This is a genomic window from Pseudarthrobacter sp. lyk4-40-TYG-27 (assembly GCF_030209295.1).
Lineage (GTDB): Bacteria > Actinomycetota > Actinomycetes > Actinomycetales > Micrococcaceae > Arthrobacter.
On the sequence record NZ_JARVSH010000006.1, the window covers coordinates 480,992 to 506,863 of the forward strand.

At 65.4% G+C, this 25,872-nt stretch carries 24 protein-coding genes; 8 read left to right on the forward strand and 16 right to left on the reverse strand.

Annotated elements, in window-relative coordinates; all coding sequences use genetic code 11:
• Nucleotides 1-9 precede the first annotated feature (9 nt).
• Both QRM96_RS13965 and QRM96_RS13970 read right to left on the reverse strand, forming a co-directional pair.
• Entirely contained in the window at nt 10-621 is a 612-nt protein-coding gene (locus QRM96_RS13965) for a hypothetical protein (RefSeq protein WP_285320010.1), read from the reverse strand.
• A gap of 116 nt (nt 622-737) precedes the next feature.
• On the reverse strand, nt 738-1,343 hold the full coding sequence (locus QRM96_RS13970) for a TetR/AcrR family transcriptional regulator (RefSeq protein WP_285320011.1): 606 nt from the start codon (nt 1,341-1,343) through the stop codon (nt 738-740).
• Between the two features lie 101 nt (nt 1,344-1,444).
• Here QRM96_RS13970 and galE point away from each other — a divergent pair, with 101 nt between their 5' ends.
• A complete protein-coding gene (gene galE / locus QRM96_RS13975; RefSeq protein WP_109863728.1) occupies nt 1,445-2,458 on the forward strand; it encodes a UDP-glucose 4-epimerase GalE in 1,014 nt (337 codons plus the stop codon).
• A 76-nt stretch (nt 2,459-2,534) separates the two neighbouring features.
• Here the strand turns inward: galE and QRM96_RS13980 are convergent, their stop codons facing one another.
• From QRM96_RS13980 to fdxA, 3 genes are all read right to left on the reverse strand, one after another.
• Complete coding sequence (locus QRM96_RS13980; protein ID WP_018760317.1) at nt 2,535-3,821, reverse strand: citrate synthase; 1,287 nt, start codon at nt 3,819-3,821, stop codon at nt 2,535-2,537.
• 237 nt (nt 3,822-4,058) lie between these two features.
• The gene (gene dapC / locus QRM96_RS13985; protein ID WP_133831019.1) at nt 4,059-5,210 is read right to left on the reverse strand and encodes a succinyldiaminopimelate transaminase; all 1,152 of its coding nucleotides are present in this window, start codon (nt 5,208-5,210) and stop codon (nt 4,059-4,061) included.
• Nucleotides 5,211-5,224: 14 nt separating this feature from the next.
• Nucleotides 5,225-5,551: a ferredoxin gene (gene fdxA / locus QRM96_RS13990; protein ID WP_009356972.1), complete on the reverse strand. Its 327-nt coding sequence runs from the start codon at nt 5,549-5,551 to the stop codon at nt 5,225-5,227.
• A gap of 136 nt (nt 5,552-5,687) precedes the next feature.
• Between fdxA and QRM96_RS13995 the strand changes: the two genes are divergently transcribed.
• Nucleotides 5,688-5,924: a putative acetyltransferase gene (locus tag QRM96_RS13995; RefSeq protein ID WP_109863726.1), complete on the forward strand. Its 237-nt coding sequence runs from the start codon at nt 5,688-5,690 to the stop codon at nt 5,922-5,924.
• 134 nt (nt 5,925-6,058) lie between these two features.
• On the opposite strand, the gene typA is transcribed toward QRM96_RS13995, so the two are convergent.
• Nucleotides 6,059-7,987 carry a translational GTPase TypA gene (typA, locus tag QRM96_RS14000; protein ID WP_285320012.1) on the reverse strand — a complete coding sequence of 643 codons (1,929 nt, stop codon included), beginning with the start codon at nt 7,985-7,987 and terminating at the stop codon, nt 6,059-6,061.
• Between the two features lie 271 nt (nt 7,988-8,258).
• On the opposite strand from typA, the gene QRM96_RS14005 reads away from it, so the two are divergent.
• The gene (locus QRM96_RS14005; RefSeq protein ID WP_285320013.1) at nt 8,259-9,143 is read left to right on the forward strand and encodes an SGNH/GDSL hydrolase family protein; all 885 of its coding nucleotides are present in this window, start codon (nt 8,259-8,261) and stop codon (nt 9,141-9,143) included.
• 58 nt (nt 9,144-9,201) lie between these two features.
• Here QRM96_RS14005 and QRM96_RS14010 read toward each other — a convergent pair whose 3' ends face one another.
• From QRM96_RS14010 to QRM96_RS14035, 6 genes are all read right to left on the reverse strand, one after another.
• Nucleotides 9,202-10,908, reverse strand: coding sequence for a dipeptide ABC transporter ATP-binding protein (locus QRM96_RS14010; RefSeq protein ID WP_109863723.1), 1,707 nt, complete (start codon nt 10,906-10,908; stop codon nt 9,202-9,204).
• Between the two features lie 11 nt (nt 10,909-10,919).
• Complete coding sequence (locus tag QRM96_RS14015; protein ID WP_109863722.1) at nt 10,920-11,864, reverse strand: ABC transporter permease; 945 nt, start codon at nt 11,862-11,864, stop codon at nt 10,920-10,922.
• Nucleotides 11,854-12,783, reverse strand: a complete 930-nt coding sequence (locus tag QRM96_RS14020) for an ABC transporter permease (RefSeq protein ID WP_109863721.1) — start codon at nt 12,781-12,783, stop codon at nt 11,854-11,856. Before QRM96_RS14020 ends, QRM96_RS14015 begins: the two co-directional genes overlap by 11 nt.
• Nucleotides 12,784-12,907: 124 nt before the next feature.
• Nucleotides 12,908-14,590 (reverse strand): peptide ABC transporter substrate-binding protein, encoded by a 1,683-nt coding sequence (locus tag QRM96_RS14025; RefSeq protein ID WP_109863720.1) that lies wholly within the window; start codon nt 14,588-14,590, stop codon nt 12,908-12,910.
• A gap of 290 nt (nt 14,591-14,880) precedes the next feature.
• Nucleotides 14,881-16,641: an ABC transporter family substrate-binding protein gene (locus tag QRM96_RS14030; protein ID WP_285320014.1), complete on the reverse strand. Its 1,761-nt coding sequence runs from the start codon at nt 16,639-16,641 to the stop codon at nt 14,881-14,883.
• A gap of 91 nt (nt 16,642-16,732) precedes the next feature.
• Complete coding sequence (locus tag QRM96_RS14035) at nt 16,733-18,364, reverse strand: cryptochrome/photolyase family protein (protein WP_285320015.1); 1,632 nt, start codon at nt 18,362-18,364, stop codon at nt 16,733-16,735.
• A gap of 84 nt (nt 18,365-18,448) precedes the next feature.
• Between QRM96_RS14035 and QRM96_RS14040 the strand changes: the two genes are divergently transcribed.
• Nucleotides 18,449-18,916, forward strand: a complete 468-nt coding sequence (locus QRM96_RS14040; RefSeq protein WP_285320016.1) for a hypothetical protein — start codon at nt 18,449-18,451, stop codon at nt 18,914-18,916.
• 37 nt (nt 18,917-18,953) lie between these two features.
• On the opposite strand, the gene QRM96_RS14045 is transcribed toward QRM96_RS14040, so the two are convergent.
• Nucleotides 18,954-19,205: a DUF1272 domain-containing protein gene (locus QRM96_RS14045; RefSeq protein WP_109863716.1), complete on the reverse strand. Its 252-nt coding sequence runs from the start codon at nt 19,203-19,205 to the stop codon at nt 18,954-18,956.
• Between the two features lie 109 nt (nt 19,206-19,314).
• On the opposite strand from QRM96_RS14045, the gene QRM96_RS14050 reads away from it, so the two are divergent.
• Genes QRM96_RS14050 through QRM96_RS14060 form a run of 3 tightly spaced genes read left to right on the forward strand, consistent with a single transcriptional unit; the run spans nt 19,315 to nt 21,344 of the window.
• On the forward strand, nt 19,315-20,007 hold the full coding sequence (locus QRM96_RS14050) for a histidine phosphatase family protein (protein ID WP_285320017.1): 693 nt from the start codon (nt 19,315-19,317) through the stop codon (nt 20,005-20,007).
• A gap of 24 nt (nt 20,008-20,031) precedes the next feature.
• On the forward strand, nt 20,032-20,577 hold the full coding sequence (locus QRM96_RS14055; RefSeq protein ID WP_285320018.1) for a DUF3090 domain-containing protein: 546 nt from the start codon (nt 20,032-20,034) through the stop codon (nt 20,575-20,577).
• Nucleotides 20,577-21,344 carry an SCO1664 family protein gene (locus QRM96_RS14060; protein WP_109863713.1) on the forward strand — a complete coding sequence of 256 codons (768 nt, stop codon included), beginning with the start codon at nt 20,577-20,579 and terminating at the stop codon, nt 21,342-21,344. Before QRM96_RS14055 ends, QRM96_RS14060 begins: the two co-directional genes overlap by 1 nt.
• A gap of 46 nt (nt 21,345-21,390) precedes the next feature.
• Here the strand turns inward: QRM96_RS14060 and ychF are convergent, their stop codons facing one another.
• On the reverse strand, nt 21,391-22,476 hold the full coding sequence (gene ychF / locus QRM96_RS14065) for a redox-regulated ATPase YchF (RefSeq protein ID WP_109863791.1): 1,086 nt from the start codon (nt 22,474-22,476) through the stop codon (nt 21,391-21,393).
• Between the two features lie 90 nt (nt 22,477-22,566).
• Between ychF and QRM96_RS14070 the strand changes: the two genes are divergently transcribed.
• The gene (locus QRM96_RS14070) at nt 22,567-23,793 is read left to right on the forward strand and encodes a DNA recombination protein RmuC (RefSeq protein ID WP_109863712.1); all 1,227 of its coding nucleotides are present in this window, start codon (nt 22,567-22,569) and stop codon (nt 23,791-23,793) included.
• A 116-nt stretch (nt 23,794-23,909) separates the two neighbouring features.
• Here the strand turns inward: QRM96_RS14070 and QRM96_RS14075 are convergent, their stop codons facing one another.
• Nucleotides 23,910-24,989: a 4-hydroxy-3-methylbut-2-enyl diphosphate reductase gene (locus tag QRM96_RS14075; protein ID WP_285320019.1), complete on the reverse strand. Its 1,080-nt coding sequence runs from the start codon at nt 24,987-24,989 to the stop codon at nt 23,910-23,912.
• Nucleotides 24,990-24,998: 9 nt separating this feature from the next.
• Nucleotides 24,999-25,847 carry a hypothetical protein gene (locus QRM96_RS14080; protein ID WP_285320020.1) on the reverse strand — a complete coding sequence of 283 codons (849 nt, stop codon included), beginning with the start codon at nt 25,845-25,847 and terminating at the stop codon, nt 24,999-25,001.
• Nucleotides 25,848-25,872: the final 25 nt, after the last annotated feature.

A 25,872-nucleotide genomic window follows, 5' to 3' on the forward strand; every position in this document is an offset into this window, starting at 1 on the left:
CCTGCGGGGTCAGACCAGGATTTCCAGCACCGGCTGGACGTAGCTGCGGAACAGCTCCGGCTGGCCCATCAGTTCCTGGCTCATGATGATCTTGTCCGGTTCCAGGTACCACGCCCGCTGCTCGTCCAGCGGCAGTTCGATGATGGTCAGGCGGAAGTCCCGCGAATCGCGCCCGATTTCCATCAGCCTGTCATCCACCATCTCCGCAAGCAGTTGGTCGGTGCCGCTGGCGACCCGTTCCCCCTCCAGTTCGGCATACTCGCTCCTGCGTTCCCTGGCCCAGGTGAGGGCTGAGCCGAAGTGCGCCTGCAGGACACGTTGCAGGGCCGGGGAGTTGCCGAACGCCTCAAAATCCGGTGGAGAGAGTTCGGGCACCGTCTGCGGGTGCGCCTTGAGCAGTTGGTCCCACCAGGCCTCCCATTCGGTCTTCAGTGCGCTGAGTCCACCAACCTCCGCGGTCAGGTGGGTATGGTCGGCGGACCTGATCTTGGGAGCCGTGTGGGACAGCACGGGACGGCCCACGCCGTTGAGGGCCGCCGCATCCCGGACGTAGAGCGCAATCATCATCGGTCCGGACGTGTCCGTGGTGATTTGCCATCCTGAACCGCTTGCGTGGTGCATTCAAAGTCCTTCCCTGGCCGCCTTCCGCCGGACATCATGAGGCTGTCCGGCGTACCGGCTTTCAGTCTATTCCCGCAGGCCATCCGCGGTAGTGCCGGACATGCTCCGGGTACCGGTCATCGGGCAAGGCTGTCCAGGTGCCGGTCAAGGACATCGCGGCACATTTGCGCAGTCATCCAACCCGGCTGCAGCAACGCGTGCATGCACAGGCCGTCCAGGGTGGCCAACAACCGCTCCGCCTCCAGTACCAGGTTGTCCTGCGGTTCGTCCGGCAGCAGCGCGGCAACCACCGTCCCGACGACGGCGGCGACCTCCCGGTGGCTGCGGTCCGCCACGCCTGCAAGGAACGGCCTGATCCGCGCTGCGTTCTTGAAGGCCAGCCAGGCGCAGGCCTCCACCGCGCTCTCCTGGTCCAGCGGCAGCAATCCGCCCAGCAGGGTTAAAACGGCCTCGCGGTGCTCTGGGCTGCCCGGGACGGCCCCGTCCACAGCGGGCAGCAGTTGCTGGAGCCGTCCGACGATGCGGTCCACCACCGCGCCGAACGAGAAAGTGAGGAGTTCTTCACTTCCCGCAAAGTAGTGCCGGACGGAGCCCACCGCCAGGCCGGACTCGTCAGCCACTTCACGCAGCGAGGCGCGCTCCAGCCCGTCAACGGCGATTATCCGGAGAACCGCCTGGACCACGTCCTGCCGCCTGGCATCTGCATCAACAATTTTGGGCACCCTCCTTATTAGCACACTTGTGCTTCTTTCCGGGTGTCACATCGCGCCCGCCATCCGGAAAGCAGGGGCGGCCGGCACCTGCCGTGGGATAGCGTTGGGGCATGAGAATCTTGGTTACAGGTGGGACCGGCTACATCGGTTCCCACACTGTTCTTTCCCTGCAGGAAGCCGGCCACGAGGTCGTTGTCATTGACAACCTGGTCAACTCGAGCGAAGAGTCGCTGCGGCGGGTTGCCGAGCTTAGCGGCAAGGCCGCCGAGTTCCACCACGTCGACCTGGTGGACGAAGCTGCCGTCGAAAAGGTGTTTGCGGGCGCCGCCATCGACGCCGTGATCCACTTCGCCGGCCTCAAGGCCGTCGGTGAGTCGGTCCGGGAGCCGCTGAACTACTACTACAACAACCTGGTGGGCACGCTGAACCTGATCCGCGTCATGGACCGGCACGACGTCCGCTCCATCGTGTTCAGCTCCTCCGCCACCGTCTACGGTGAGCACAACCCCATTCCGTACGTGGAAAAGATGGAGATCGGTGCCAACAACCCCTACGGGCGTACCAAGGAGCAGATCGAGGACATCCTCTCGGACCTTGGCGCAGCGGACACCCGGTGGCACATAGCACTCCTGCGCTACTTCAACCCGGTGGGCGCGCACCCCTCCGGCAGGATCGGCGAAGACCCCCAGGGCATTCCCAACAACCTGGTTCCGTTCATAGCCCAAGTGGCCGTGGGCCGGCGCGAAAAACTCATGGTGTTCGGTGGCGACTACGACACCCCGGATGGAACCTGCCTGCGGGACTACATCCACGTTGTCGACCTGGCCGAAGGACACGTGGCTGCGCTGAACCACATTGCCGCCCGCACCGGAGTCTTCCGCTGGAACCTGGGCTCCGGCAAGGGGTCCTCCGTCCTGGAGGTGCTGCGGTCCTTCGAAAAGGCCGTCGGCAAGCCCATCCCCTACGAGATCACCGGCCGCCGCGCAGGAGACCTGCCGGCGTTCTGGGCCGACGCCACGTCCGCGCTGGCGGATCTGAGCTGGTCCACCACCAAGACGGTGGACCAGATGTGCGAGGACCACTGGCGGTGGCAGAAGAACAACCCCCAGGGCTACGCCTCGTAGTCCCCTTGAATATGGCACAACGCGAAGCGGCCGCCCACCTTGGAAAGGTGGGCGGCCGCCGTCGTTATGGCCGGTTTCAGCGTGCCGGGTAGTCACGCTCCGGCTCACCGATGTACAGCTGGCGCGGGCGGCCGATCTTGGTGTTGGGGTCGCTGATCATTTCACGCCACTGCGCGATCCAGCCGGGCAGGCGGCCGATCGCGAACAGGACCGTGAACATCTTCTCGGGGAAGCCCATGGCCTTGTAAATCAGGCCGGTGTAGAAGTCCACGTTCGGGTAGAGCTTGCGCTGGATGAAGTAGTCGTCGTTGAGAGCCTTCTCCTCCAGGCGGAGTGCGATCTCCAGCAGCTCGTCGTTGCCGCCGAGCTTGGTGAGGATCTCGTGGGCCGTGGCCTTGACGATCTTGGCGCGCGGATCGTAGTTCTTGTAGACCCGGTGCCCGAAGCCCATCAGGCGGACGCCGTCTTCCTTGTTCTTGACCTTCTCCATGTAGTCCTCGGGCTTGAGGCCCTCGGCCTGGATCTGGCGGAGCATCTTCAGGACGGCCTCGTTGGCGCCACCGTGGGCGGGGCCGAAGAGGGCGTTGATGCCTGCCGAAACCGAGGCGAAAAGGTTTGCGTTGGATGAGCCCACCAGGCGCACCGTGGAGGTGGAGCAGTTCTGCTCGTGGTCCGCGTGCAGGATCAGGAGCAGGTCCAGCGCCTTGACGATGACCGGGTCCAGCTCGTACTGCTCTGCCGGCAGGCCGAAGCTGAGGCGCAGGAAGTTCTCCACGAGGTTCATGGAGTTGTCCGGGTACAGCATCGGCTGGCCGATGGACTTCTTGTGCGCGTAAGCGGCGATGACCGGCAGCTTGGCCATCAGGCGGATGGTGGAAACCTCCACCTGCTCGGCGTTGAACGGGTCCAGCGAGTCCTGGTAGAACGTGGACAGCGCGGATACTGCGGAAGAAAGCACCGGCATGGGGTGCGCGTCACGCGGGAAGCCGCCGAAGAAGCCCTTGAGCTCCTCGTGCAGCAGGGTGTGGCGCCGGATCTTCTGGTCGAACTCATCCAGCTCGGTGGGCGTCGGCAGGTTGCCGTAGATCAGCAGGTAGGACACCTCAAGGAAGCTGGAGTGCTGCGCCAGCTGCTCGATGGGGTATCCGCGGTAGCGCAGGATGCCCGCATCGCCATCGATGTAGGTGATTGCCGAGGTGGTTGCTGCGGTGTTCATGAAGCCGGGGTCAAACGTCACGGCGCCGGTCTGCTTCAGCAGCTTGGAGACGTCGTAACCCTCGTTCCCTTCAACAACCTGGATGCGCGGGAGCTTCAGCTCGCCACCTGCATGGAGCAGGGTCGCAGCATTGTTGGTCTCAGTCATGGAGTCCCCTTCATGAGGCGTCTGGGCCTCTGTCGAAAGCTTGATCCAACATCAGGTGAGCCGCGCACTGATCCTGAGAAGACAGGTTCCAACACCCGGGCTGCCTTCTTGTAGAAAGCCACCATTGATAGTCACTTAAAAACTACCGCTCCTTGGCGGGTGTCACTAATCCGCAGCCCGCCGAGACAGCCTAAAATGCCCCGGATGTGGGACGAGTCACACGAATATTACGTGCTCCTAGGAACCTGCTCCTGACAGCCTGGCCACCGCTGCGTCAATGCGTTCGTCCGTGCCGGTCAGGGCAACCCGGACAAAACCATTGCCGGCATCACCGTAGAAGACGCCGGGTCCCACCACGATGCCCCGGTCCGCGAGGCGGTCCACCGTGTCCCAGGTGTCCTCCCCGGCAGTGGACCAAAGGTACAGTCCGGCGTCGGATTCCTTGATCTCGAGGCCGAACGCCTGCAGCGCGGGCACCAGCCGCTCACGCCTGCCCCGGTAGAGGTCCTTCTGCGCCTCAACGTGCACGTCGTCGCCCAGCGCCACCCGCATGGCCTCCTGGACCGGGTACGGAACGATCATGCCCGCATGCTTGCGGCTGTTGACCAGGTTGGGCATCAGGTCCGGGTCACCGGCCACGAAGGCCGCCCGGTAGCCGGCCAGGTTGGACTGCTTGCTCAGCGAGTAGACCGCCAGCAGGCCCTGGTGCGAGCCGCCCGCCACGCGTGGATCAAGGATGCTGGGAACGCGACGGCCGCCGCGCTGGACGTCCCAGTCCCCCCAGCCGAGCTCCGCGTAGCATTCGTCCGAGGCCACCACGGCACCCAGTTCCCGGGCCTGGACCACCAGCGCCCTCAGCGACTCGGCATCCCGCACGCTGCCGGTGGGGTTGCCGGGCGAATTGACCCAGATCAGGCGCACCCGGGCGCGCGTGGCGTCGTCGAGTTCGTCCAGGTTATCCGTCGCCACCGAGGTGACGCCTGCAAGGGTTGCGCCGATATCGTAGGTGGGGTACGCCACCTTGGGACGGACGACGACGTCGCCCGGCTTGAGGCCCAGCAGCAGCGGAAGCCAGGCAACGAGTTCTTTCGAACCCACGGTGGGCATGATGTTGCGGGGATCCAGGCCGGACACTCCGCGCCGGCGTTCGAACCAGCCGGCAATGGCGTCCCGGAGCGCCGGCGTGCCGTGCACGGTGGGATAGCCGGGGGCATCGGCGGCAGCCTTCAAGGCGTCCTGAACCAGTGCCGGGGTGGGATCCACCGGCGTGCCGATCGACAGGTTGACAGCCCCGCCGGGGTGCCTGGACGCCTTGGCCAAATAAGGTGCCATAGCCTCCCAGGGGTAGTCGGGCAGGGCCAGGCCAAACGAATTCACTGCTGCTGTCACGGCGCTCGTCCGGGTCAGTGGTCTTGGTTCTGCGGCGGCAGAGCGGCGATCATCGGGTGGTCCTTGCCCGTGTTGCCGATCTTGGCCGCGCCGCCCGGAGACCCGAGGTCATCGAAGAACTCGACGTTCGCCTTGTAATAGTCGGCCCATTCATCCGGAGTGTCATCCTCGTAGTAGATGGCTTCCACCGGGCAGACCGGTTCGCAGGCGCCACAGTCGACGCACTCGTCCGGATGGATGTACAGCGAACGCTCGCCCTCATAGATGCAGTCCACGGGGCATTCTTCGATGCATGCCTTGTCCTTAACATCCACACACGGCTGCGCGATTACGTACGTCACGTCCCTGGCCTCTCCACGTTGGGTTCCGGCGACCCGCCGGTTCTTGCATCCGGCAGCACGGCCGGACTCTTGACATCTGAGCCTATTATCTCCCAGCACGTTCCCGCGAACCTAGCCGGCACCCTAGTATGAACTGGTGAGTCTGCCTGCTGCCGCGCCCGCCCGGTTCCTGACCGCTGCGGCCCCGGGTACCCGCGTCGTGGTCCGTTACCGCATCGACGGAGGCCTGACCGACGCCCTGGGCCACCTGCTGGCATGCGACGCCGGTTCCTGCACCATCCGCACCCGCCGGGCCGACGTCGTTATCCCCCTGGAACGCGTGGTGGCGGCCAAGGAGGTTCCGCCCGCTCCCCCGCGGCGCCCCGCGCGGTGACGGCCGCCCCCCCGCGCCACCCCTCGCGCCACAGGCTCGGGGTTGCTGCGCAGCACGGACATTAAAGCGGCACGGACGTTAAAGCAGAATGCCACCGGTGCAGTACCGGTGGCATTCGTGGTGTTCAGGCGTTGTTATGCCTTGGCGCGGGCGCGGTTGGCCTTGGCACGCTCGTTGGTGTCCAGGATGACCTTGCGGATGCGGATGGCCTCCGGGGTCACCTCGACGCACTCGTCCTCGCGAGCGAATTCAAGCGACTCTTCGAGGGTCAGGTCGCGCGGCGGCGTCAGGTTCTCAAAGGTGTCGGAGGAAGCGGCACGCATGTTGGTGAGCTTCTTTTCCTTGGTGATGTTGACGTCCATGTCATCGGCGCGGGAGTTCTCGGCAACGATCATGCCCTCGTACACCTCGGAGGTGGGCTTGACGAAGAAGGAGCCGCGTTCCTGCAGGTTGATCATGGCGAACGGGGTCACAACACCGGCACGGTCGGCAACCATCGAACCGTTGGTACGGTACTCGATGGGACCGGCCCAAGGCTCGTAGCCCTCGGAGATGGAAGCGGCGATGCCTGCACCGCGGGTGTCGGTCAGGAACCGGGTACGGAAACCGATCAGGCCACGGGCCGGGACGATGAACTCCATGCGGCACCAGCCGGTGCCGTGGTTGGCCATGTTGGTCATCCGGCCCTTGCGGGCGGCCATGAGCTGCGTCACGGCACCCAGGTATTCCTCGGGAACGTCGATGGTCATGTGCTCCATCGGCTCGTGGATCTTGCCGTCCACCAGCTTGGTCACAACCTGCGGCTTGCCGACGGTCAGCTCGAAGCCTTCGCGGCGCATCTGCTCCACCAGGATGGCCAGCGCCAGCTCGCCACGGCCTTGGACTTCCCAGGCGTCGGGACGCTCGGTGGGGAGCACCTTGATGGAGACGTTACCGATCAGTTCCTTATCCAGGCGGTCCTTGACCTGGCGGGCAGTGACCTTGGCACCCTTGACCTTGCCGGCCAGCGGCGAGGTGTTGATACCGATCGTCATGGAGATCGCGGGATCATCCACCGTGATCAGCGGCAGCGGCTGCGGGTTCTCGGCGTCCGTCAGGGTCTCACCAATGGTGATCTCCTCGATACCGGCGACGGCGACAATTTCGCCGGGGCCGGCGGATTCGGCCGGCACGCGCTCCAGCGCCTTGGTGGCCAGCAGTTCGGTGATTTTGACGTTCTTGAGCTCACCGTTGGCGCGCGCCCAGGCAACGGTCTGGCCCTTGCGCAGGGTGCCGTTGTAGATGCGCAGCAGTGCGAGGCGGCCCAGGAACGGGGAGGCGTCGAGGTTGGTGACGTGCGCCTGCAGCACACCCTCCGGGTTGTAGGTGGGGGCCGGGATGTGCTCGATGATGGTCTTGAAGAGCGGCTCCAGGTCCTCGTTCTCCGGAGCGGTGCCGTCGGCGGGCTGCTCGAGGGAGGCGCGGCCAACCTTGGCTGCGGCGTAGACGACCGGCACTTCGAGGATCTTGTCCAGGTCCAAGTCCGGCACTTCGTCCGCGAGGTCGGAGGCGAGGCCCAGGAGCAGGTCCATGGACTCGTGGACGACCTCTTCGATGCGCGCGTCAGGGCGGTCGGTCTTGTTGACCAGCAGGATGACCGGCAGGTGCGCGGCGAGTGCCTTGCGGAGCACGAAGCGGGTCTGCGGCAGCGGACCTTCGGAAGCGTCCACGAGCAGCACGACGCCGTCGACCATGGACAGGCCGCGCTCCACCTCGCCACCGAAGTCGGCGTGGCCCGGGGTGTCGATGACATTGATGGTGATGGTCTCGCCGTTGGAGGACGGACCGTTGTAAGCCACCGTGGTGTTCTTGGCCAGAATGGTGATGCCCTTTTCACGCTCCAGGTCACCGGAGTCCATCACACGGTCTTCGAGGTGGTTGTGCTCGGCAAAGGAGTTGGTCTGCTTGAGCATGGCGTCGACCAGGGTGGTCTTGCCGTGGTCAACGTGGGCCACAATCGCGACATTGCGGAGGTCACTGCGTGATGCAGTGGCCACCGCGGTGTTGGTGGTGGTTTCAGACATGCGTAATTGCTCGATTCAGTGGAGTCAGCTGTTGTATCGCGACATTTCCAACTGGAACGCACGACGGACAAGGCCCTTGGCACAGGGCGCCTGCATCTATTCTAGCCGGTGAGCCTTTTGTTGGCCTAAAATCCGGCGGGACCACGTGCCCGCTGGGTGCATCCTGGCAGGGCGGGTCCCGCAAAGTGTGACGAAATTCACTGGCACTTCCGGGAGCGTGGCATGATTGCTGTGACGCAGAGCCCACCTTCAGAGCAAGTCGGAGACCACGATGCCCCGTGCGACGGCCACCACGCCCAGCGGCGCCGCCCGCGCCGCCACCATGGTGGCGTCCGGCCTCCTGGCGGCCTCTGCGGTCCTGGGGCTCGCCGGGTGCGGGGCGCCTGCCGGCGACGGGGTCAGCTCCCTCTCGCGGGCCGCAGCCTCCGGTGGACAGGCCCCCGCCGCCGCCATGAAGACGAACGTTGCAGCCACGTCCCGGCTGCTCAATACCGGGAACGGACGGCTTGAGGCGGTGGTGCCGGACATCAGCAGGACTGTCCTGCTGATCGGGGATTCCCAGTCTGAACCCCTGGACGGCTGGCCGCGCCTGGGCCTCGCCGCTGCCGGGTACGACGTGTATTTTTGCGGCCGGGGCGGCACCGGGTACGTCGCGGCAAACGGTGCCACCGGCAACTACGTTGACGCCCTGGAGCGCGGGGACTGGTTGCTCCCGTCAGGCACCCCGGCGCTGATCGTCATCGAAGGTGGCGGCAATGACGCGGCCACCGGCGCGAGCAACACCCAGATTGTCCGCAACGCCGAGCGGCTGATCGCCGATCTCAAAACCCGCTACCCGGGCACTCGGATGGCAATGATCGGCACCTTGGCACGCGGCGCGGACAACGGCGGCGGTCGCCGCAGCGAAGTGGACGCCCTGGTGGGGTCCGTGGCCGCCGCCCACGGCCTGCCTTTTGTTTCAGCCGGGGACTGGCTGACCCGCTACGGACTCGCCAAGGACCTGGCTGATTCCGTCCACATGAACGCCGCCGGCCGCGTGGCCCTGGGCGGGATCCTTGAGCGACGGCTCAGGGAGTTGAAACTGGATCGGACGTCGGCCGCCAGCCAGGGTTCGCTGGCGGCAGTCCCCGGCGGCACCAGCGGGCTGCAGGACTGAGGCTTAAACAGGTGAAGCCGGGACCCACCGTCCCGGCTCCACTTGTTTGGGCTGCGCCCTACGCCACCTCAGGCGGCAGCATCAGCTTCGCACCGGGAATGGCGTTGAGCAGCGCCTTGGTGTAGTCCTGCTGGGGCGACTCGAAGACATCGTCCGTCGAACCGGTTTCCACCAGCCGGCCCTTTTCCATCACGCACACGTGGTCGGCGATCTGCCGCACCACGGCGAGGTCGTGGGTGATGAACAGGTAGGTCAGCCCAAGGTTGGCCTGGAGGTCGGCGAGCAGGTTCAGGACCTGCGCCTGCACCAGGACGTCGAGGGCGGACACGGCCTCATCACAGATGATCACCTCCGGATCGAGCGCCAGGGCGCGGGCGATGGCAACACGTTGCCGCTGCCCGCCAGAGAGCTCGTTCGGGTACCGCTGCATGGCGGACTGGGGCAGCGCCACCTGGTCCAGCAGGGTCCGGACTTTCTTTTCCCGGCTTGCCTGGTCCCCGATCTTATGGACCCGCAACGGTTCTTCGATCGTGCGGTAGATGTTGTACATCGGATCGAGCGAGCCGTACGGGTCCTGGAAGATCGGCTGGACCCGCCTGCGGAACTTGAACAGTTCGGCCGGTTTCAGCGCCGAGGTGTCGACGCCGTCGAACAGGATCCGGCCCTCCGTCGGCTTCTCAAGCTGGAGCACCATCTTGGCCACCGTGGACTTGCCGGACCCCGACTCCCCCACGATCGCCGTCGTGGTTCCGCGCCGCACATCGAAGCTCACGCCGTCGACGGCCGCGAAATCCGCCGCCTTGCCCAGCCCCTGGCGGAGCTTGTACACCTTCCGCAGGTCCTGGATCTGCAGGAAGGTATCGGACTTCGCCGTTTCGGCAGCAGGCGCCAGCAGGTCGGTCGTCTCCACGCCCTGTTCCTTCGCCACCTGGATACGGCGGCTGGCGAGGGACGGGGCCGACTCCACAAGCCGCTTGGTGTACGGGTGCTGCGGGTTGCGGAGCAGTTCCAGCGACGGTCCGGCTTCAACGACGCGGCCCTGGTACATCACGACAACCTTGTCCGCGCGCTCGGCTGCCAGGCCGAGGTCGTGGGTGATCAACAGGACGGAGGTGCCCAGTTCGTTGGTCATGGTTTCCAGGTGGTCCAGGATCTGCCGCTGGACCGTCACGTCAAGGGCCGACGTCGGCTCATCGGCAATCAGCAGCCGCGGCTGGCAGGACAGGCCGATAGCGATCAGGGCTCGCTGGCGCATGCCGCCGGAGAACTCGTGCGGGTACTGGTTGGCCCGGCGCTTGGCGTCCGGCAGCCCTGCCTGGGAAAGCACCTTGGCGATGTCGTCCGGCCCGCTGGGCCGTCCGTTCGCGCGCAGTGTTTCCCGGACCTGGTAGCCGATCTTCCAGACCGGGTTCAGGTTGGACATGGGGTCCTGCGGGACCATGCCAATGGTGTTGCCGCGCAGTTCGATCATGCGCTGCTCGCTGGCGTGGGCAATGTCCTCGCCGTCGAGCAGGATCTGGCCGCCGGATACCTTGCCGTTGTTGGGCAGGAGGCCAATGGCCGCCAACGCGGTGGTGGACTTGCCGGAGCCGGACTCCCCCACGATGGCCACGGTTTCGCCGGGCATGATGGTCAGGTGTGCGTCCCGTACGGCCTTGACTTCGCCGCCACCGGTCTTGAAGGTGATGGCGAGGTCGCGGATTTCGAGCAGCGGCCTGATCCCGGTGGTGCCGGCCTCGTCAATGCGGACGTCTGGAGTTGTCATCTCTTTATCTCTCATCGCTGACGGCTCTTCGGGTCGAGGGCGTCGCGCACGGCGTCACCCAGCATGATGAAGCTCAGCACCGTGATGGACAGCGCCGCGGCCGGGTACAGCATGATTTCCGGCCGGGTCCTGATCGATGCCTGCGCACCGGCAATGTCGTTGCCCCAGGACATGATGCTCTGCGGCAGGCCGATGCCCAGGAAGGACAGGGTGGCTTCCGCCACGATGAACACGCCCAGTTCAAGCGTTGCAAGGACGATGATCGGTGCAAGGGCGTTCGGCAGGACGTGGCGGATCAGTGCCCCGAACTTGGAAACACCCAACGCCCGTGCCGCCGTAACGAAGTCCGCGTTGCGTACCTCAATCACCGCGCCGCGGGTAATACGGGCCATCTGCGGCCACGCGAGCAGCGATATGACGAACACTACGGTCCACACGCTCTTGTTCTCGCGGAACAAGGGAAGCTGCGTGATGACCAGCGCACCCAGGACCAGCGGCAGGGCGAAGAAGATGTCGCCCAGGCGTGCCAGCACGGCGTCGATCCAGCCACCGTAGTAGCCGGCGAGGGCGCCGAGGGTCACGCCGATGACCAGGACGCAGAGCACCGAGAGCAGGCCCACGGAAAGCGAGGCTTGCGTGCCGTGGATGACCCTGGAGTAGACGTCGCAGCCCTGGAACGTGAAGCCGAACGGGTGCCCCGCGGTGGGGCCGCCTTCGGAGTTGCCAAGTTCGCAGCCGTCGTTGGGGGGCGTGGAGGTGAACAGGCCGGGGAACAGCGCAATCACGACCAAGGCAAGGATCAACAATGCCGAGATGATGAACAGCGGACGACGGCGGAGCTTGCGCCAGGCGTCTGCCCACAGGCTGAGTGGGGCCTGGTCAGTCTTGACGGCATCCGTTGCCTGCAGCGGGGTCTCGTCGATGGGGGCCACAAAGTGGTCATTTTTACTGGTCATAGCGGATCCTCGGGTCAAGCCAGGCGTACAGGAGATCGACAAGCAGGTTGGCCACCACGAACACCAGCACCAGCACGCTGACGATGGAGACGATGGTGGGGCCTTCGCTACGGAGGACTGCCTGGTAGAGCTTGTTGCCTACGCCGGGAACGTTGAAGATGCCCTCGGTCACGATGGCACCGCCCATCAGGCCGCCAAGGTTGGCGCCGAGGTAGGTCACCACCGGAATGAGCGAGTTGCGCAGGATGTGCGCCAGGACCACCCGGGGGCGCGAGAGCCCCTTGGCGGTGGCGGTCCGCACGTAGTCGGCGTTCATGTTTTCGCTCACGGACGCACGCGTCAGCCGGAGGACGTAGGCAAAGGAGACGAGCCCCAGGACCACGGCCGGCAGCAGCAGGGTGACCCAGTCGGCGTTGGCGCCCACAGTGGGTTTCGCCCAGCCGAGCTGCACGCCAAAGACGAGCTGGAAGACGAAGCCCAGCACAAACGTGGGAACGGCGATAACCACCAGCGAAGCTACCAGGACCGTGGAGTCGAACCAGCCGCCGCGGCGCAGGCCCGCGAATACGCCGAAAGCGACGCCAAAGATTGCCTGGATTGCCAACGCCTCGACGGCCAGCATGGCCGTCACGGGGAAGACCCGGGCAAGGCTGGCCGCGATGGGCTGGCCGGTGAAGTCGTTGCCCAGGTTGAAGGTGAAGAGGTTCTTGAGGAACAAGCCGTACTGGACCCAGAAGGGCTGGTCCAGGTTGTACTGGCTGCGCAGGGTGTCAATGACTGCCTGCGGGGGCTGGCGGTCGCCGAAGAGTGCGGCGATGGGGTCGCCGGGCAGGGCGAACACCATGTAGTACACCAGGAGGGTCGTGCCGAGGAACACAGGGATCACCTGCAGGAGTCGGCGCAGGATAAACCGGATCACAGGATCACCTGCCTTCCGGTAGGGGGGAAAACGCGTTCATGAATGCCTTCCTGCCGCTTGCAAGCCAATGGGGGCCCGGACGTAACCGGAACCCCCATCAGCCTTCGGCAAGTTAGATCTGGGCCTACTTGGCGGTAATGCCGTAGTAGAGGATTTCACCGTTCCAGCCGGTCTCGGCCTTCACAATGTTGTTGCTCCACACGATCGGGCGTGCCTGGTCCCAGAGCGGCAGGCCGGGCAGGTCCTGGAACAGGACCTCCTGGGCCTGGTTGAACTTGGCGTTGGCCTCGTCCGTGCTCTTGGCTGCCAGGCCTTCCTTCAGCAGCTTGTCGAACTCCGGGTTGGAGTACTTCTCGTAGTTGGAGGAAGCGCCCGTGGCCCATACCGGTCCCAGGAAGTTGTAGAGCGACGGGTAGTCACCCTGCCAGCCTGCGCGGGTCAGGCCCGGCAGCTGCTGGGACTTGCGCAGGTTGAGGACCTCGGCGAACTTCGCGAACGGCTGGATTTCAGCCTGGATGCCGAGGTTGTTCTTGAAGCCGTTGGCAACAGCGTCGATCCATTCCTTGTTGCCACCGTCGGTGTTGGAGGCAATCTGGAGCGGCTTGGAAGCGTCGTACGGCTGGATCTTGTCGGCCTGGGCCCACAGGTCCTTGGCCTTGGCGGGATCGAACTTCAGGACTTCGCTGCCCTTGAGGCCTTCCTTGAAGCCGTCGATGACCGGCGGAGCGAAGGCCTTGGCCGGGGTGCGGGTGCCGTTGAAGACAACCTTGGCGATTTCCTCGCGGTTGATGGCGTAGGACAGAGCCTGGCGGCGCAGCTTGCCGGCTTCACCCTGGAAGTTCGGGTTGTAACCCGGGATGTTCAGGGTGGAGTCGGTGGCAACAGCCTTGGTGGCGTTGCGGTCCGGGAAGTCGTTGACGTAGGTCTTCAGCGCGTTGGACGGCAGGACGTCAGTGATGTCCAGGTTGTCCGACTGCAGGTCCGTGTATGCGGGGCCCGGATCGGTGTAGAACTTGAAGGTCACGCCGCCGTTCTTGGCTTCGCGGGTGCCCTTGTAGTCGGCGTTCTTCACCAGGGTGATGGACTGGTCGTGGACCCAGGAACCCTGCTTTTCGAACTTGTAGGGACCGTTGCCTACCGGGTTTTCACCGAAGGTCTTGGGGTCAGCCAGAGCGGCGGAAGGAAGCGGGTAGAAGGCGGAGTAGCCAAGGCGCAGGGACCAGTCGGCCTCAGGCTGGGCGAGCTTGACCGTGATGGTGGAATCATCGGTTGCCTGCAGTCCGGACATCGTGTCGGCCTTGGGAGCCGGGGTGGTGGTGGTCTTGCCGTCGGCACCCTTCACCGAGTTCACGGCCGAGACGTCTTCGTAGCCGGCGATGGACTCGAAGAAGAAGCCGTTGTTCTGCAGGTTCTTGGAGTTCGCGGCGAAGTTCCAGGAGTCAACGAAGGTCTTGGCCGTGATGGCTTCCCCGTTGGTGAACTTCGCGCCCTGCTTGACCTTGATGGTCCAGTTCTGCGCGTCGGACGACTCGATGGAATCGGCCAGTGCGTTTACGGCCTTGCCGTTGGCGTCGTAGCTGCGAAGGCCTTCGAAAAGCAGGTTTACGACGCGGCCGCCGTAGACCTCATTGGTGTTCGCCGGCAGCAACGGGTTTTGTGGCTCATTGCTGTACGCGGTGATGACCTTGTTCGGATCGCCGGCAGCAGTGCTGGACCCGCCAGTGCTGCCGCCGCCGCCGCACCCGGTCAGGGCAAGCGCGGCGATTGCCACGATGCCCAGTGCTTTGGAAGTGCGCGTAAAACGCATTCCGCCTCCTATGAGTTGTGGGAGAGAGATATTGGGGAAATCTTGTGCTTCCCCGCAGGCTGGACACAGCTGAGTGCTGTGACGAAACCTACATATACGGGTTAGCCTAACCGCACGAAGTCCGGATACTGGTACTCCGTTGCCAAACCGTGACCGGAGCAGTCAAATACCCCGAGAGTGGTGGGCAGTTACGCACGTCACATGCTACTCGTCGGTACGCCAGACGGCGAATCGGGGCCGTGATCGTTCACGTTTAGGCGCCTCCGTTCGCAGCGAAGGGCGCTCCCGGCCTACGCCAGCCGCCAGTCCCAGACGTTCCACCAGACACCCACGGGACCGGGGCTGGTTTTCACGCCGGCCACCCGGGAGTTGAACGCAGTGGTGCCCAGGGTCTGGTAGAGCGGCAGGCCGTAGGCGTCCTCCCAGACGTGCCTGTCGATGTCGGCAAGGAGTTCGTCCTGTTTGCCAAGGTCGGTGGTGACGGCCAGTTGCGCCATCACCTTGTCCGCATCGGCGTCGGAATAGCCCGTGAAGTTGCTGCCGCCTCCGGTGCGGAAGATCTGCGGTACCCGGCTGACTCCCGCTTCCGTGCCGATCCACCCGGACAACGCCGCGTCATAGCCGCCGCGGCTGAGCGATGCTGCCCAGTCGGCGCTTGCCTGGCCGCCGTCTTCCACCCGGAAGCCCGCCCGTTCGGCCGAACCCCGGATCAGTGCGAAGGCCTTGGCGCGGTTGGGGTTGTCCCGGTTGTAGAGGATGCGCACGGTGGGCGTGGCGCCCCTCAGGAGGCCCTTGGCGGCGTCGATGTCCACCTCGGCGTAATCCGAGGAGCCGTTTTTCTTTACGGTGTCCGCGTATTTGGGCTGATCGGGCAGGAAAACCTGTGAATCCAGCGGTTTGTTGTCCACTGCCTGGCCGCCCAGCACGGCATCCACGATGTCCTGCCGGGGAACAGTTTTGAGGAAGGCCTCGCGGACGTCTTTGTCCTTGAAGGGGCCGGCGAAGTTCAGGTCGAGGTGGTCGTAACCGGCCTGCTTGTAGCGTTGCACAGTGATGCCCTGCCCGGACAGGCCCGTGAGCAGCGCATCGGTGGCAGCGGATGGCTGTGGCGAGATGATGTCCGCCTGCCCGTTGCGCAGGGCGTCGACGGCGGCGGGCACGGCACCGGTGAATCGAACGTTGATCTCGTCAAGCCAGGGTTCCTGGCCCCACGTGTAGTCCCGGTTCCGAACCAGTTTCATGGAAACCTCCGGGACGATGTCCCGGACGATGTAGGGGCCGTTGGAAAGGTACAACGCCGGATCATCCGGGATTATCTTCGTGTCGAACCCGGTGTTCCAGAAGTCGCTGACCTTCTTGAGGGCCGCGATGGTTACGGGCTTCTCAGGATTGCCGCGCGGCGTGTCCTTCAGGAGGTCGACCAGGTCTCCTTCGTCTGTTAGCCCGCTCTTGGCCGCGACCACATGGGCCGGGAGCCCGACGTCGAATGCCACTTCCCAGTCGGCGTACGGTGCGGCGTACTCGAGGGTGATGGATCTGCCGTCCGAGCCGAGTTCCGGAAAGACCGTCCCTGCCAGGCCTGTGGCGTTGGAGGCTGTTGCGAAGTATTTGGTGCCTTTCCCGGTGCCGGGGTCGACGTCGTCGAAGTAGCCGGATCCGGCAGCCCAGCTCAGGAGCAGGTCGGCGGCGCCTACCGGAGCACCGTCGGACCACTTGACTCCCTCGTTGACCGTGTATTTCACCTTGAGGGGCTGGTCCGACACCTTTTCGTAGTGCCCGAATTTGTCGTTGCGGACCACCTTGGAGCTGTCATCGAGGAAGAAGAAGCCGGAGTGCGTAATGGCGCCGATCTTCGTGTTGATGTCGGTGTTGCCGTTTGCGCTGTACGGGTTGAAGGAGGAGAAGGCGTTTACTTCCGCGACGGTCACGCTGCCGCCGCGCTTGGCCTCCCCCACCACCACCGACGGCGCACCCCCGCCGGAGCAACCGGACAGAATCAGGGCGGCCGCCACCGCAGCAGTGAGCAGTTGCATCAGCTGCCTGGCCGGCATGCCGCCTCCTTTGTGTTTTTCCCTCTCCGGAGGGCAACGGGCCGCCACGAACACGCCCGGTGAAATCAGGATACGCGGTGCCACTGCCCAGTCATCGAATCCTGTCCCCCTCTCCCGGAAACGGGGGCTTCCGGACCAGCCGGTCACGGCCGGGGTCATCCAGCAAGGCGTGGGCACGGGCCCGGTGGTTTTCCTTGACCGCCGGATCCATCCGGTCCCACAAGGACACGACCATCCGCGAGCGCGGATTCCGTTCGAAGACCGGACGGTGGTCATCGATGAACGACCAGTACAACCCGTCCCAGTCAGCCATCCACTCCCCCGCCGGCAGGTCCGACATCTTCCGCAGGTAGTTGCTGCCCGAGACGTAGGGTTTGGTGGTGATGTCGGCCCCCACGGCGAACTGGCTCATGGCGTAGACGTTGGGCACCATCACCCAGTCGTAGGCGTCGATGAACATCTCCATGAACCACGCATAGACATCGTCAGGGTGGATCCGCAGCAGGGACATGGCGTTGCCCAGCACCATCAGCCGTTCGATGTGGTGGGCATAACCGGTGGCCAGCACGCGCGATATGACCAGGTCCACGGGTGCCAGCCCTGTCCTGGCATCCCACCAGCCCGCACCGGGCCGGTTCCGGTGGTTGAGCAGGTTGGCTGTTCGCATCCGGCGGCCCCGCACCCGGTAGGTGGCACGCATGTATTCGCGCCAGCCGATCACCTGCCGCACGAAACCTTCAAGCGAGGCCAGTGATGTGGCGTCGCCGGCGCCGTCCAAGGCAGCGTCCAGGACTTCGCGCGGATCCAGCAGGCCGACGTTCAGGACCGGAGTAAGGAGGCCGTGGTTGATGAACGGATGCTCGGCTGAGATCGCGTCTTCGTAGGGTCCGAAGCCGCCCAGGCGCTCTGAAACAAATTCCTGCAGATGCTCGCGGGCCTCCCGGGTCGTGGTAGGCCAGGCGAACAGGCGCGGGTCGCCCGGGGCATCCGGGAATTCCTGCGCCACCCATTCAATCGCGAGGCCGACCTCGCGGGATGCCTCGTCGCTGTGCCGGCTTCGGGCCGCCAGGGAGGGCTCAGCCAGCGCATCAAGGTCGAACGCGCCTTGCTGCTGGGGAGCGGGGTGGTCCCGGAAGCGGCTGACGGTGGGTGGAACATGCCCCCGGGGAAGCTTCTTGCGGTTCTCCGCGTCGAAGGACCATTTTCCGCCGGCCGGTTCGCCGTTATCGACCAGGATGTCCAGCCGCCGGCGTTGCCAGATATAGAAGTCCTGCATCCGTGGCCGGTTATGGGAGAACCAGTCGTCGATCTGCGTGCGGGCCGTCAGGAAGTTCGGCGTCTCGAGCACGTCTTCGCTGCGCAGCCGGTACCCGCCGTCGGCCAGTCCCGCAGCCAGGTCCTGCTCAAGCCAGTCATCGACGACGTCGAACCAGGTGACGGACAGCGGACGCCGTTGCCTGACCAGCTCGGCAAGCTGGACGCGTGACGTCCGGGTCCGGTCGCTGGCGAGGACCACCACGTCGTAGCCGAGCCCGCGAAGCCGGCGGGCGAACCTGGCCATGGATGCGCGGTGCAGCACCAGTTTGTGGGAGTGGAAGGCGTACTGGCGGAAGTAGAGGTCATGCTCGATGAGCACGAAGACGGTGTCCGTGCCCGTCTCCTCCCAGTGCTTCTCGAAGAGTTGATGGGGCAGGACAAGGCGCAGGCGTGGTCCATCAGTCATAGGGAAACCCTATGGTGCCTCGGTTTCGGCCAGGGCCGCGGGCGGTAGGGTGGACGGACGTCAGGCCATGGCATTGGGGGAAGAATGCTTGAAAACACCGCACGGCCGTCACAGCCGCCACCACCTTCAGCCCATCGCCGCGTCCGGCAGGCGGACCTGCCGGCAGAACAGTTGTCCGCCCTGGAACCGGTGCCGAAAGGACGGCTGGCCGGTTGCGTCCTGGCATTGCTCCTCGGCGGCTGGATGCTCGCAGTCCCGGTTGTCCTCATTGACCGGCTCAAGGATTCTCCAGGAACGACGGCGGGGGTGCTGTCCGTCGTCGTCGTTGCCTGCGCTGTTGTCACCGCCGGCCTCGGGGGGTTCCGTTTCTTCAACCCGAGGGATGAGCGCAAGCCACTGCGGTTGTCCCTTTCTGCTGCCCTGACGGCAAGTATCGCTGCCGGCGCCGCGTCTGCCCTGGTGCCCGAGTACGGCGTGCTTCTGGTGATTCCGGCAGTGTTCGCCGGAATACCTGCCCTGGGCCTGCTTGTGAGGGACGCCAGGGCAGGCTGACCGCCGGGGCCTGCACCCGTTCTGGTCCCGGCCGGCCTCAGCTACGGGTGGTTTGCTGGAGGCAACCGGGCGACACCACCCTGACCGTACCCGCCGGATTGTTGACCAGGGCTGCCGCGGGGCGGACAGGCCGCCGCTGCAGGTCGCCACCGCAGTTGGGACATGACCTGTTGGGGAAGCGCTCGACGCAGTCCGGGCACCACGTGCATTCAAAGGTGCAGATGTAGGCGGGATCGGACGGCGCAATGTCGCGGTCGCAACATTCGCAATTGGGACGGATCTCAAGCATCCGACAACTCTAGCCAATGGGACCCGCACAAACGCCCGGTACACCTTGAGGCTGGACTCCCGGACGGCCACTGCCTGTGAACGTTCGACAGGGTGGATAGGCTGGGTGCATGGCGACCGTTATTCTCGTGCGGCATGGCCGCACCACTGCCAATGCCACGGGGCTGCTGGCCGGCCGGGCGGCCGGCGTCGGCCTGGACCAGCTCGGACGGGACCAGGCGGCACTGACCGCGGACCGGCTCGCGCCGGTGCCGTTGGTCGGCGTGGTGTCCAGTCCGCTTGAGCGGTGCCTGCAGACCGCCCGGTTCATCCTGGACCGCCAGGCCGGTGCGCCGCATGCGCCGACCGATCCGGATCTCACCGAGTGCGATTACGGCCAATGGCAGGGCCGCCTGCTCAGCGAACTCGCAACCGACGCGCTGTGGCCGGTCGTGCAGTCGCAACCGTCCGCCGTCGTCTTTCCGGGCGGCGAAGCCATGGCCACGATGCAGGCCCGGTCGGTGGCAGCTGTCCGACGCCACGACGCAGCCTTCGAAGCCGAGTACGGGCCGGGGGCCGTCTGGGCAGCGGTGAGCCACGGCGACATCATCAAGTCAATCCTCGCTGACGCGCTCGGCATGCACCTTGATCTGTTCCAGCGGATTAACGTCGGTCCCGCGTCCGTATCGATCGTGCGCTACGGTGCCAACCGGCCGAGCGTCTACGCCACCAACACCGATGCCGGCGACCTGTCGTGGTTGTCGAAGGGCATGGACTCCGTCGACGCTCCGGTAGGCGGCGGCGCGGGGCACAAGGCGCCGTGAACCCCATGTGCCTAGAATACTGACATGCCTACACGTGTTCACGAGTTTGACTGGCCTGATCGGGTGGTTGTTGGCACCATTGGCCTGCCGGGGGCGCGTACGTTCTACCTTCAGGTACGGGCAGGGGCGCAGCTGGTGAGTATCGCCATGGAGAAGCAGCAGTCCGCCCTGCTTGCGGAGAAGATCGACGAAATCCTCGACCAGCTCATCACCGTCGAGGGCAATCCCTTCAGCATTCCCACGGGCACGCCCCCTGAACTTGTCGACAACGACCAGCTTGAGGCCGTCCAGGAACAGTTCCGCACCGGGGCCATGAGCTTGGGGTGGGACCCCAGCACGGCCCAGGTGGTGATTGAGGCGCATCCCATTACCGATGCCGATGACGACGACGAATCGTTTGACGAGGACTCCGACGAGTCGGAAATGCTGGTGGTGCGGATGCCTGTCGGCACCGCCCGTGCCTTCGCCAAGCGGACCCGTGAGATCGTGGGCGCCGGACGTCCAGCGTGCCCGATCTGCGGCTACCCCATAGACGCCGACGGGCACACCTGCACCCTTCCCGAGGCCTGATGCCGGCGCCGGACCTGCTGGCCGCCGAGCTGACTCTCACCGGCCGCATCACGACGGCATCAAACGCTACGTTCCTGGGCAGCATCGGCGACGTGGCCGTCGTTTACAAGCCGGTTGCAGGCGAGCGGCCGTTGTGGGATTTTCCCGCGGGATCCCTGGCCCGCAGGGAGGTGGCCGCGTACCGGGTCTCGCAGGTCCTGGGCTGGGACATCGTGCCCCGCACCTGGCTGCGCGATGGTCCGATGGGCGAAGGGATGGTCCAGCTCTGGCAGGAGCGGGACCCCGCCCAGAGCCCCGTGGACCTGGTCGCTACGGAGCAGGTGCCGGAGACGGGCTGGAAACAAATCCTCGAGGGACAGGACGAGCGTGGACGGATGGTCGCGCTGGTTCACGAAGACTCGCCGGCCCTCAGGCGCATGGCAGTGTTCGACATCATAGTCAATAACGCCGACCGCAAGGGCGACCACATCCTTGCCATGCCGCGCGGACACCGGCACGGCGTGGACCATGGGCTCACCTTTCACAGCGACCACAAGCTCCGCACGGTGCTGTGGGGATGGCTGGGAGAGGCCCTGACCGCCGAGGAGCGCGCCGGCGTCGACCGTGTCAGCGCGGGACTTGACGGCGAACTGGGCCGGGACCTGGCGGACCTGATCAGCGCCGAAGAAATCGCATCGCTCGCCGCCCGCTGCGCCCGGTTGCGCCAGACGGGGCGGTTTCCGGCTCCGAGCGGCGAAATGTCGGCGGTACCTTGGCCGCTGTTTTGAGGAACTTCCCCGGATGCTTCGCAGCCATCGCACCGGCGCCCCTGGACTAGACGTTGAAGCGGAACTCCACCACGTCGCCGTCGGCCATGACGTATTCCTTGCCCTCGATCCGGACCTTGCCGCGGGACTTTGCCTCGGCCATGGATCCTGCTTCGACGAGGTCGTTGAAGGACACCACCTCGGCCTTGATGAACCCGCGCTGGAAATCGGAGTGGATGACACCGGCGGCCTGAGGTGCTGTATCGCCCTGCCGGATGGTCCAGGCGCGGGTTTCTTTTGGCCCGGCGGTGAGGTACGTCTGGAGCCCCAGGGTGTGGAAGCCAACACGGGCGAGCTGGTCCAGGCCGGATTCGTCCTGGCCGTTCATCTCGAGCATCTCGCGGGCTTCTTCCTCGTCCAGTTCGACAAGGTCGGACTCAAGCTTGGCGTCGAGGAAGATGCAGTCGGCCGGGGCCACCAGGGCGCGCAGCTCGGCCTGCTTCTCGGGGCTACCGAGGATTCCCTCGTCGGAGTTGAAGACGTAAATGAACGGCTTTGCGGTCAGCAGGCCGAGTTCCTTCAGGTGCTCCATCTCCAGCTTGTCGCTCTTGATCGAGGAGAAAATCGTGTCGCCACGTTCCAGCACCGCCTGGGCGGCCTTCACGGCGGCCAGTTCGGCGGCTTCGCGCTTCTTGATCTTGACTTCTTTTTCGATCCGCGGGACGGCCTTTTCAATCGTCTGCAGGTCAGCGAGGATCAGCTCGGTGTTGATCGTCTCCATGTCGGACCGGGGGTCCACCTTGCCGTCGACGTGGATGACGTCGGGATCGTCGAACACGCGGACCACCTGGGCGATCGCCTCGGCCTCGCGGATATTGGCCAGGAATTGGTTCCCCAGCCCTTCGCCCTCCGAGGCGCCCTTGACGATCCCGGCGATGTCGACGAAGGACACGGCGGCGGGAAGCACGCGCTGGGAGCCGAAGATGGCAGCCAGCTTTTCCAGCCGCGGGTCCGGCAGGTTGACGACGCCGACGTTGGGCTCGATCGTGGCGAACGGGTAGTTCGCCGCGAGCACCTGGTTGCGGGTCAGTGCGTTGAAAAGGGTTGATTTGCCGACGTTGGGCAGTCCGACGATGCCAATAGTAAGAGCCACGAGCATTGATTCTACCCGCCGGGGCCCTGCCGCCAGTACCCGGGGATGTCACTGGCCGTGATTGTCAGAGGCCCGTGCAACAGTGAAGCCATGGATGCTTTTGCCTTGATTTTGGCCCTTCTGATGTTGCTGCTGGGTGCACTGGCCGGTGCGGCGGCCATGTACGTCCTGCTGCGCAGGAACTCCCGCGGACTGGAGGCGGACTTTGACGCGGTCTCGTCCCGGCTTTCGGAGGTGACGGCCCAGTTGGCAGCGGCCGACGCCGAGCGGCGGCTTTTGGCTGCCCAGAACCGTGAGCTCGGTGAGGCGCGGACGCAGGACGGCAGCGTGCTGCGTGCCCTGGCCCCGGTGGCCGAAAAACTGTCCGCGGTCCAGCATCAGGTGGCGCTCCTGGAACGGGACCGGGTGGAACAGTACGGCCAGCTGGCACAGCAGTTGCAGGAAGCCCGGCTGTCCGACGAGCAGCTGATCCGCTCCACGCACGCGCTGGAATCGGCTTTACGGTCAAACAGTGCCAGGGGCCAATGGGGCGAGGTACAGCTTCGGCGGGTCGTGGAGGCCGCGGGGATGCTCCGCCACGTGGACTTCGTGGAGCAGGCCCACAGTGCGGGCCACGATTCTTCCGTCCGCCCCGACCTGGTGGTGCAGCTGCCCGGCGGGAAACAACTTGTGGTGGACGCCAAGGTGCCGTTGTCGTCCTACTTGGAGGCACAGGATCTCGGTGTGGCGGATCCCCGCACGGTCCAGCCCTCCGGGGCGCGGTCCGCGAATGATGCCCGCAGCCAGGCACTGCTGGCAGCGCACGCCAAAGCGTTGAGGGCGCACGTGGACGCTTTGGGCACCAAGAAGTACTGGGACATTCCGGGAAATTCGCCGGAACTGGTGGTCTGCTTTATTCCCGCGGAATCGATTCTTGCGGCGGCGCTGACGGCAGATGCCGGACTCCTGGACTATGCATTGTCACGCAACGTGGTCCTCGCCTCGCCAAGCACGCTGCTTGCGGTATTGAAGTCCGTGGCGTTCACCTGGCGCCAGGATGTCCTGACGGACAGCGCACGCGAACTGTTCGAGCTCGCGCGGCAGCTGTACGACCGGATGGGGACGCTGGGTGAGAACGTCGGGAAGCTCGGCTCGTCCCTGAAGTCGTCGGTGGATCGCTACAACGCTATGGTGGGGACCCTGGAAGCGCGGATCCTGCCCACGGCCCGGAAGCTCAACACCCTGGAAGATTCAGGCCTCGTCACGCCGGCCTTGGTGGAAGCAACCCCGCGCGCGCTGGTGGCGCCTGAACTCCAGGGCGACGACGAAGCGGCCTGAGGACCGTCGGGGGTGCTGGAAGGGCCTGGCAGGTGTTTGAAACTGCCCGGCCCTTCCTTCACGCTGTTGCTTGCCGCCGTCGGCCTGCTGTGCTGGGTCCCCGGCGGCGGGGGTGGTCAGCTGCGGGTCCGGCGGCCGCCCAGGGCGCGGCTGACATCGCCGGCTTCCTTGAGGGTTGCACGGAGTTCCTTGGGCAGCGAGAACAGCAGGTCCTCCTCGGCGGTGACCACTTCTTCCACCGCGCCGTAGCCATAGTCGGCCAGCAGCCGCAGGACGTCCTGCACCAGGACCTCCGGAACTGAGGCCCCGGACGTGACGCCCACGGTGGCAACGCCTTCGAACCAGGCTTCGTCAACCTCGTTCGCGAAGTCCACCCGGTACGAGGCCTTGGCGCCGTATTCCAGCGCCACCTCGACCAGCCGGACGGAGTTGGACGAGTTGGCGGAACCCACCACGATCACCAGGTCTGCCTTGGGCGCGATCTTCTTGATGGCCACCTGCCGGTTTGTGGTGGCATAGCAGATGTCATCGCTGGGCGGGTCCTGCAGGGTGGGGAACCGGTCCTTGAGCAACCGGACGGTTTCCATGGTCTCGTCGACGCTGAGGGTGGTCTGGGACAGCCAGATGACCTTTTCCGGATCGCGGACGGTCACCTTGTCCACTTCGTGGGGCCCATTGATGATCTGGATGTGGTCCGGCGCTTCACCGGAGGTGCCTTCCACTTCCTCATGGCCGTCATGGCCGATCAGGAGGATGTCGAAGTCGTCCTTGGCGAAGCGGACGGCTTCCTTGTGCACCTTGGTGACCAGGGGGCAGGTGGCATCGATGGTGCGCAGTCCTCGGCTCTCCGCCGATTCGACGACGGCCGGGGAAACGCCGTGGGCCGAGAAGATCACCAGAGCGCCCTCTGGCACTTCGTCAGTCTCGTCCACGAAGATGGCGCCTTTTTCCTCGAGCGAGCTGACAACGTGGACATTGTGGACGATCTGCTTGCGGACATACACGGGCGGACCGTAGTGCTCCAGGGCCTTCTCGACGGCGATCACTGCGCGGTCAACACCGGCGCAATAGCCACGCGGAGCGGCCAGCAGCACCTTCTTGGTTCCGTTCACGGGGGCCGCGTCCGCCACTTCTTGGGGAGAGCGGCGCCGGCGCGGAACGGTTGGCATCGAAAGGGGTACAGCCGAGGTGGTCATCCCTCCATGCTACCGGCTGGCCTGCACCCGTTTCCGGGAGGCGAACAACGTCACAATTCCCACTGCCGCCAGGACCCCGCCAGTCACCGCGGTGGCACCGATCCACGCCTGGAAGTCAGCCGCTGCCACACCCACGAATTCGTCGCGGAACATGTTTGCCACCGAACTGCCCGTGTCTGCGGTCGCGGCGCGGGCCGATCCCAGCTGCAGTCCGAGCGACCAGAGACCGGCGAGGGCCAGGCCGCCAAGGCCCGCACCGAACAGGACTGTCCAGCGGCGGCGGGCTGCGACGAGTGCCAGCAGGAACGCAATGCCGGCACCGATGGCGGCGATGTAGCCCATGGGCGCGTAGGTGGACAGCCGCTCCGCCCACTCGCGCTGTGCGGGTTGGCCGACGTTGATGAGGGCCTGGTCCGGCGGGTTGAGGGGAAGCCGCGTGGTGCGGGAGATTTCCTCCGAACCGAGGGCAACCAGCGGGGCTACGTCAAGGGTCAGCGACGACGCCGGAACGTTGCCGGCCTCCCCCGCCGGGCCTGCGAAGTTCAGGCGGTGGCTCCTGCGAAGGGTCTCCTCCCACGCTGCGGGGTAGCCGGGAAGCTGGGTCAGGGACTCCGCGGCCTTCTCCAGGACCGAATCGACCAGCCCGGACAGGGCGCTGAGAACCGAACCCGTATCGATCGTTCCCACGGCCGCGGCAGCGAGTTTCTTCTGGAAGTCCGCGTTCTTGCCCAGCGGCGCCGCAAGCCGGACGAATCCGTCTTCCTGGATGATGTTCCGGTCCACCCACATGGCGGGGACGGCGACGGATGCCAGGAGGATGCCCAGCACGGTGGCGAGGGCGGAAATGAAAGTGCGCACGGCAGGTCCTTCGGGGTTGGGGGCC

Bases quoted from the DNA above. Each gene is read 5' to 3' on its own strand.
- QRM96_RS14055 (WP_285320018.1), top strand. From the start codon at position 20,032: ATGCCTACACGTGTTCACGAGTTTGACTGGCCTGATCGGGTGGTTGTT.
- QRM96_RS14010 (WP_109863723.1), bottom strand. From the start codon at position 10,908: ATGACAACTCCAGACGTCCGCATTGACGAGGCCGGCACCACCGGGATC.
- QRM96_RS14030 (WP_285320014.1), bottom strand. From the start codon at position 16,641: ATGCCGGCCAGGCAGCTGATGCAACTGCTCACTGCTGCGGTGGCGGCC.
- QRM96_RS14060 (WP_109863713.1), top strand. From the start codon at position 20,577: ATGCCGGCGCCGGACCTGCTGGCCGCCGAGCTGACTCTCACCGGCCGC.
- QRM96_RS14005 (WP_285320013.1), top strand. From the start codon at position 8,259: ATGCCCCGTGCGACGGCCACCACGCCCAGCGGCGCCGCCCGCGCCGCC.
- QRM96_RS13965 (WP_285320010.1), bottom strand. From the start codon at position 621: ATGCACCACGCAAGCGGTTCAGGATGGCAAATCACCACGGACACGTCC.
- QRM96_RS14070 (WP_109863712.1), top strand. From the start codon at position 22,567: ATGGATGCTTTTGCCTTGATTTTGGCCCTTCTGATGTTGCTGCTGGGT.
- QRM96_RS14035 (WP_285320015.1), bottom strand. From the start codon at position 18,364: ATGACTGATGGACCACGCCTGCGCCTTGTCCTGCCCCATCAACTCTTC.
- galE (WP_109863728.1), top strand. From the start codon at position 1,445: ATGAGAATCTTGGTTACAGGTGGGACCGGCTACATCGGTTCCCACACT.
- typA (WP_285320012.1), bottom strand. From the start codon at position 7,987: ATGTCTGAAACCACCACCAACACCGCGGTGGCCACTGCATCACGCAGT.
- QRM96_RS14045 (WP_109863716.1), bottom strand. From the start codon at position 19,205: ATGCTTGAGATCCGTCCCAATTGCGAATGTTGCGACCGCGACATTGCG.
- QRM96_RS14050 (WP_285320017.1), top strand. From the start codon at position 19,315: ATGGCGACCGTTATTCTCGTGCGGCATGGCCGCACCACTGCCAATGCC.
- QRM96_RS13980 (WP_018760317.1), bottom strand. From the start codon at position 3,821: ATGACTGAGACCAACAATGCTGCGACCCTGCTCCATGCAGGTGGCGAG.
- QRM96_RS14015 (WP_109863722.1), bottom strand. From the start codon at position 11,864: ATGACCAGTAAAAATGACCACTTTGTGGCCCCCATCGACGAGACCCCG.
- QRM96_RS14025 (WP_109863720.1), bottom strand. From the start codon at position 14,590: ATGCGTTTTACGCGCACTTCCAAAGCACTGGGCATCGTGGCAATCGCC.
- QRM96_RS14075 (WP_285320019.1), bottom strand. From the start codon at position 24,989: ATGACCACCTCGGCTGTACCCCTTTCGATGCCAACCGTTCCGCGCCGG.
- QRM96_RS14040 (WP_285320016.1), top strand. From the start codon at position 18,449: ATGCTTGAAAACACCGCACGGCCGTCACAGCCGCCACCACCTTCAGCC.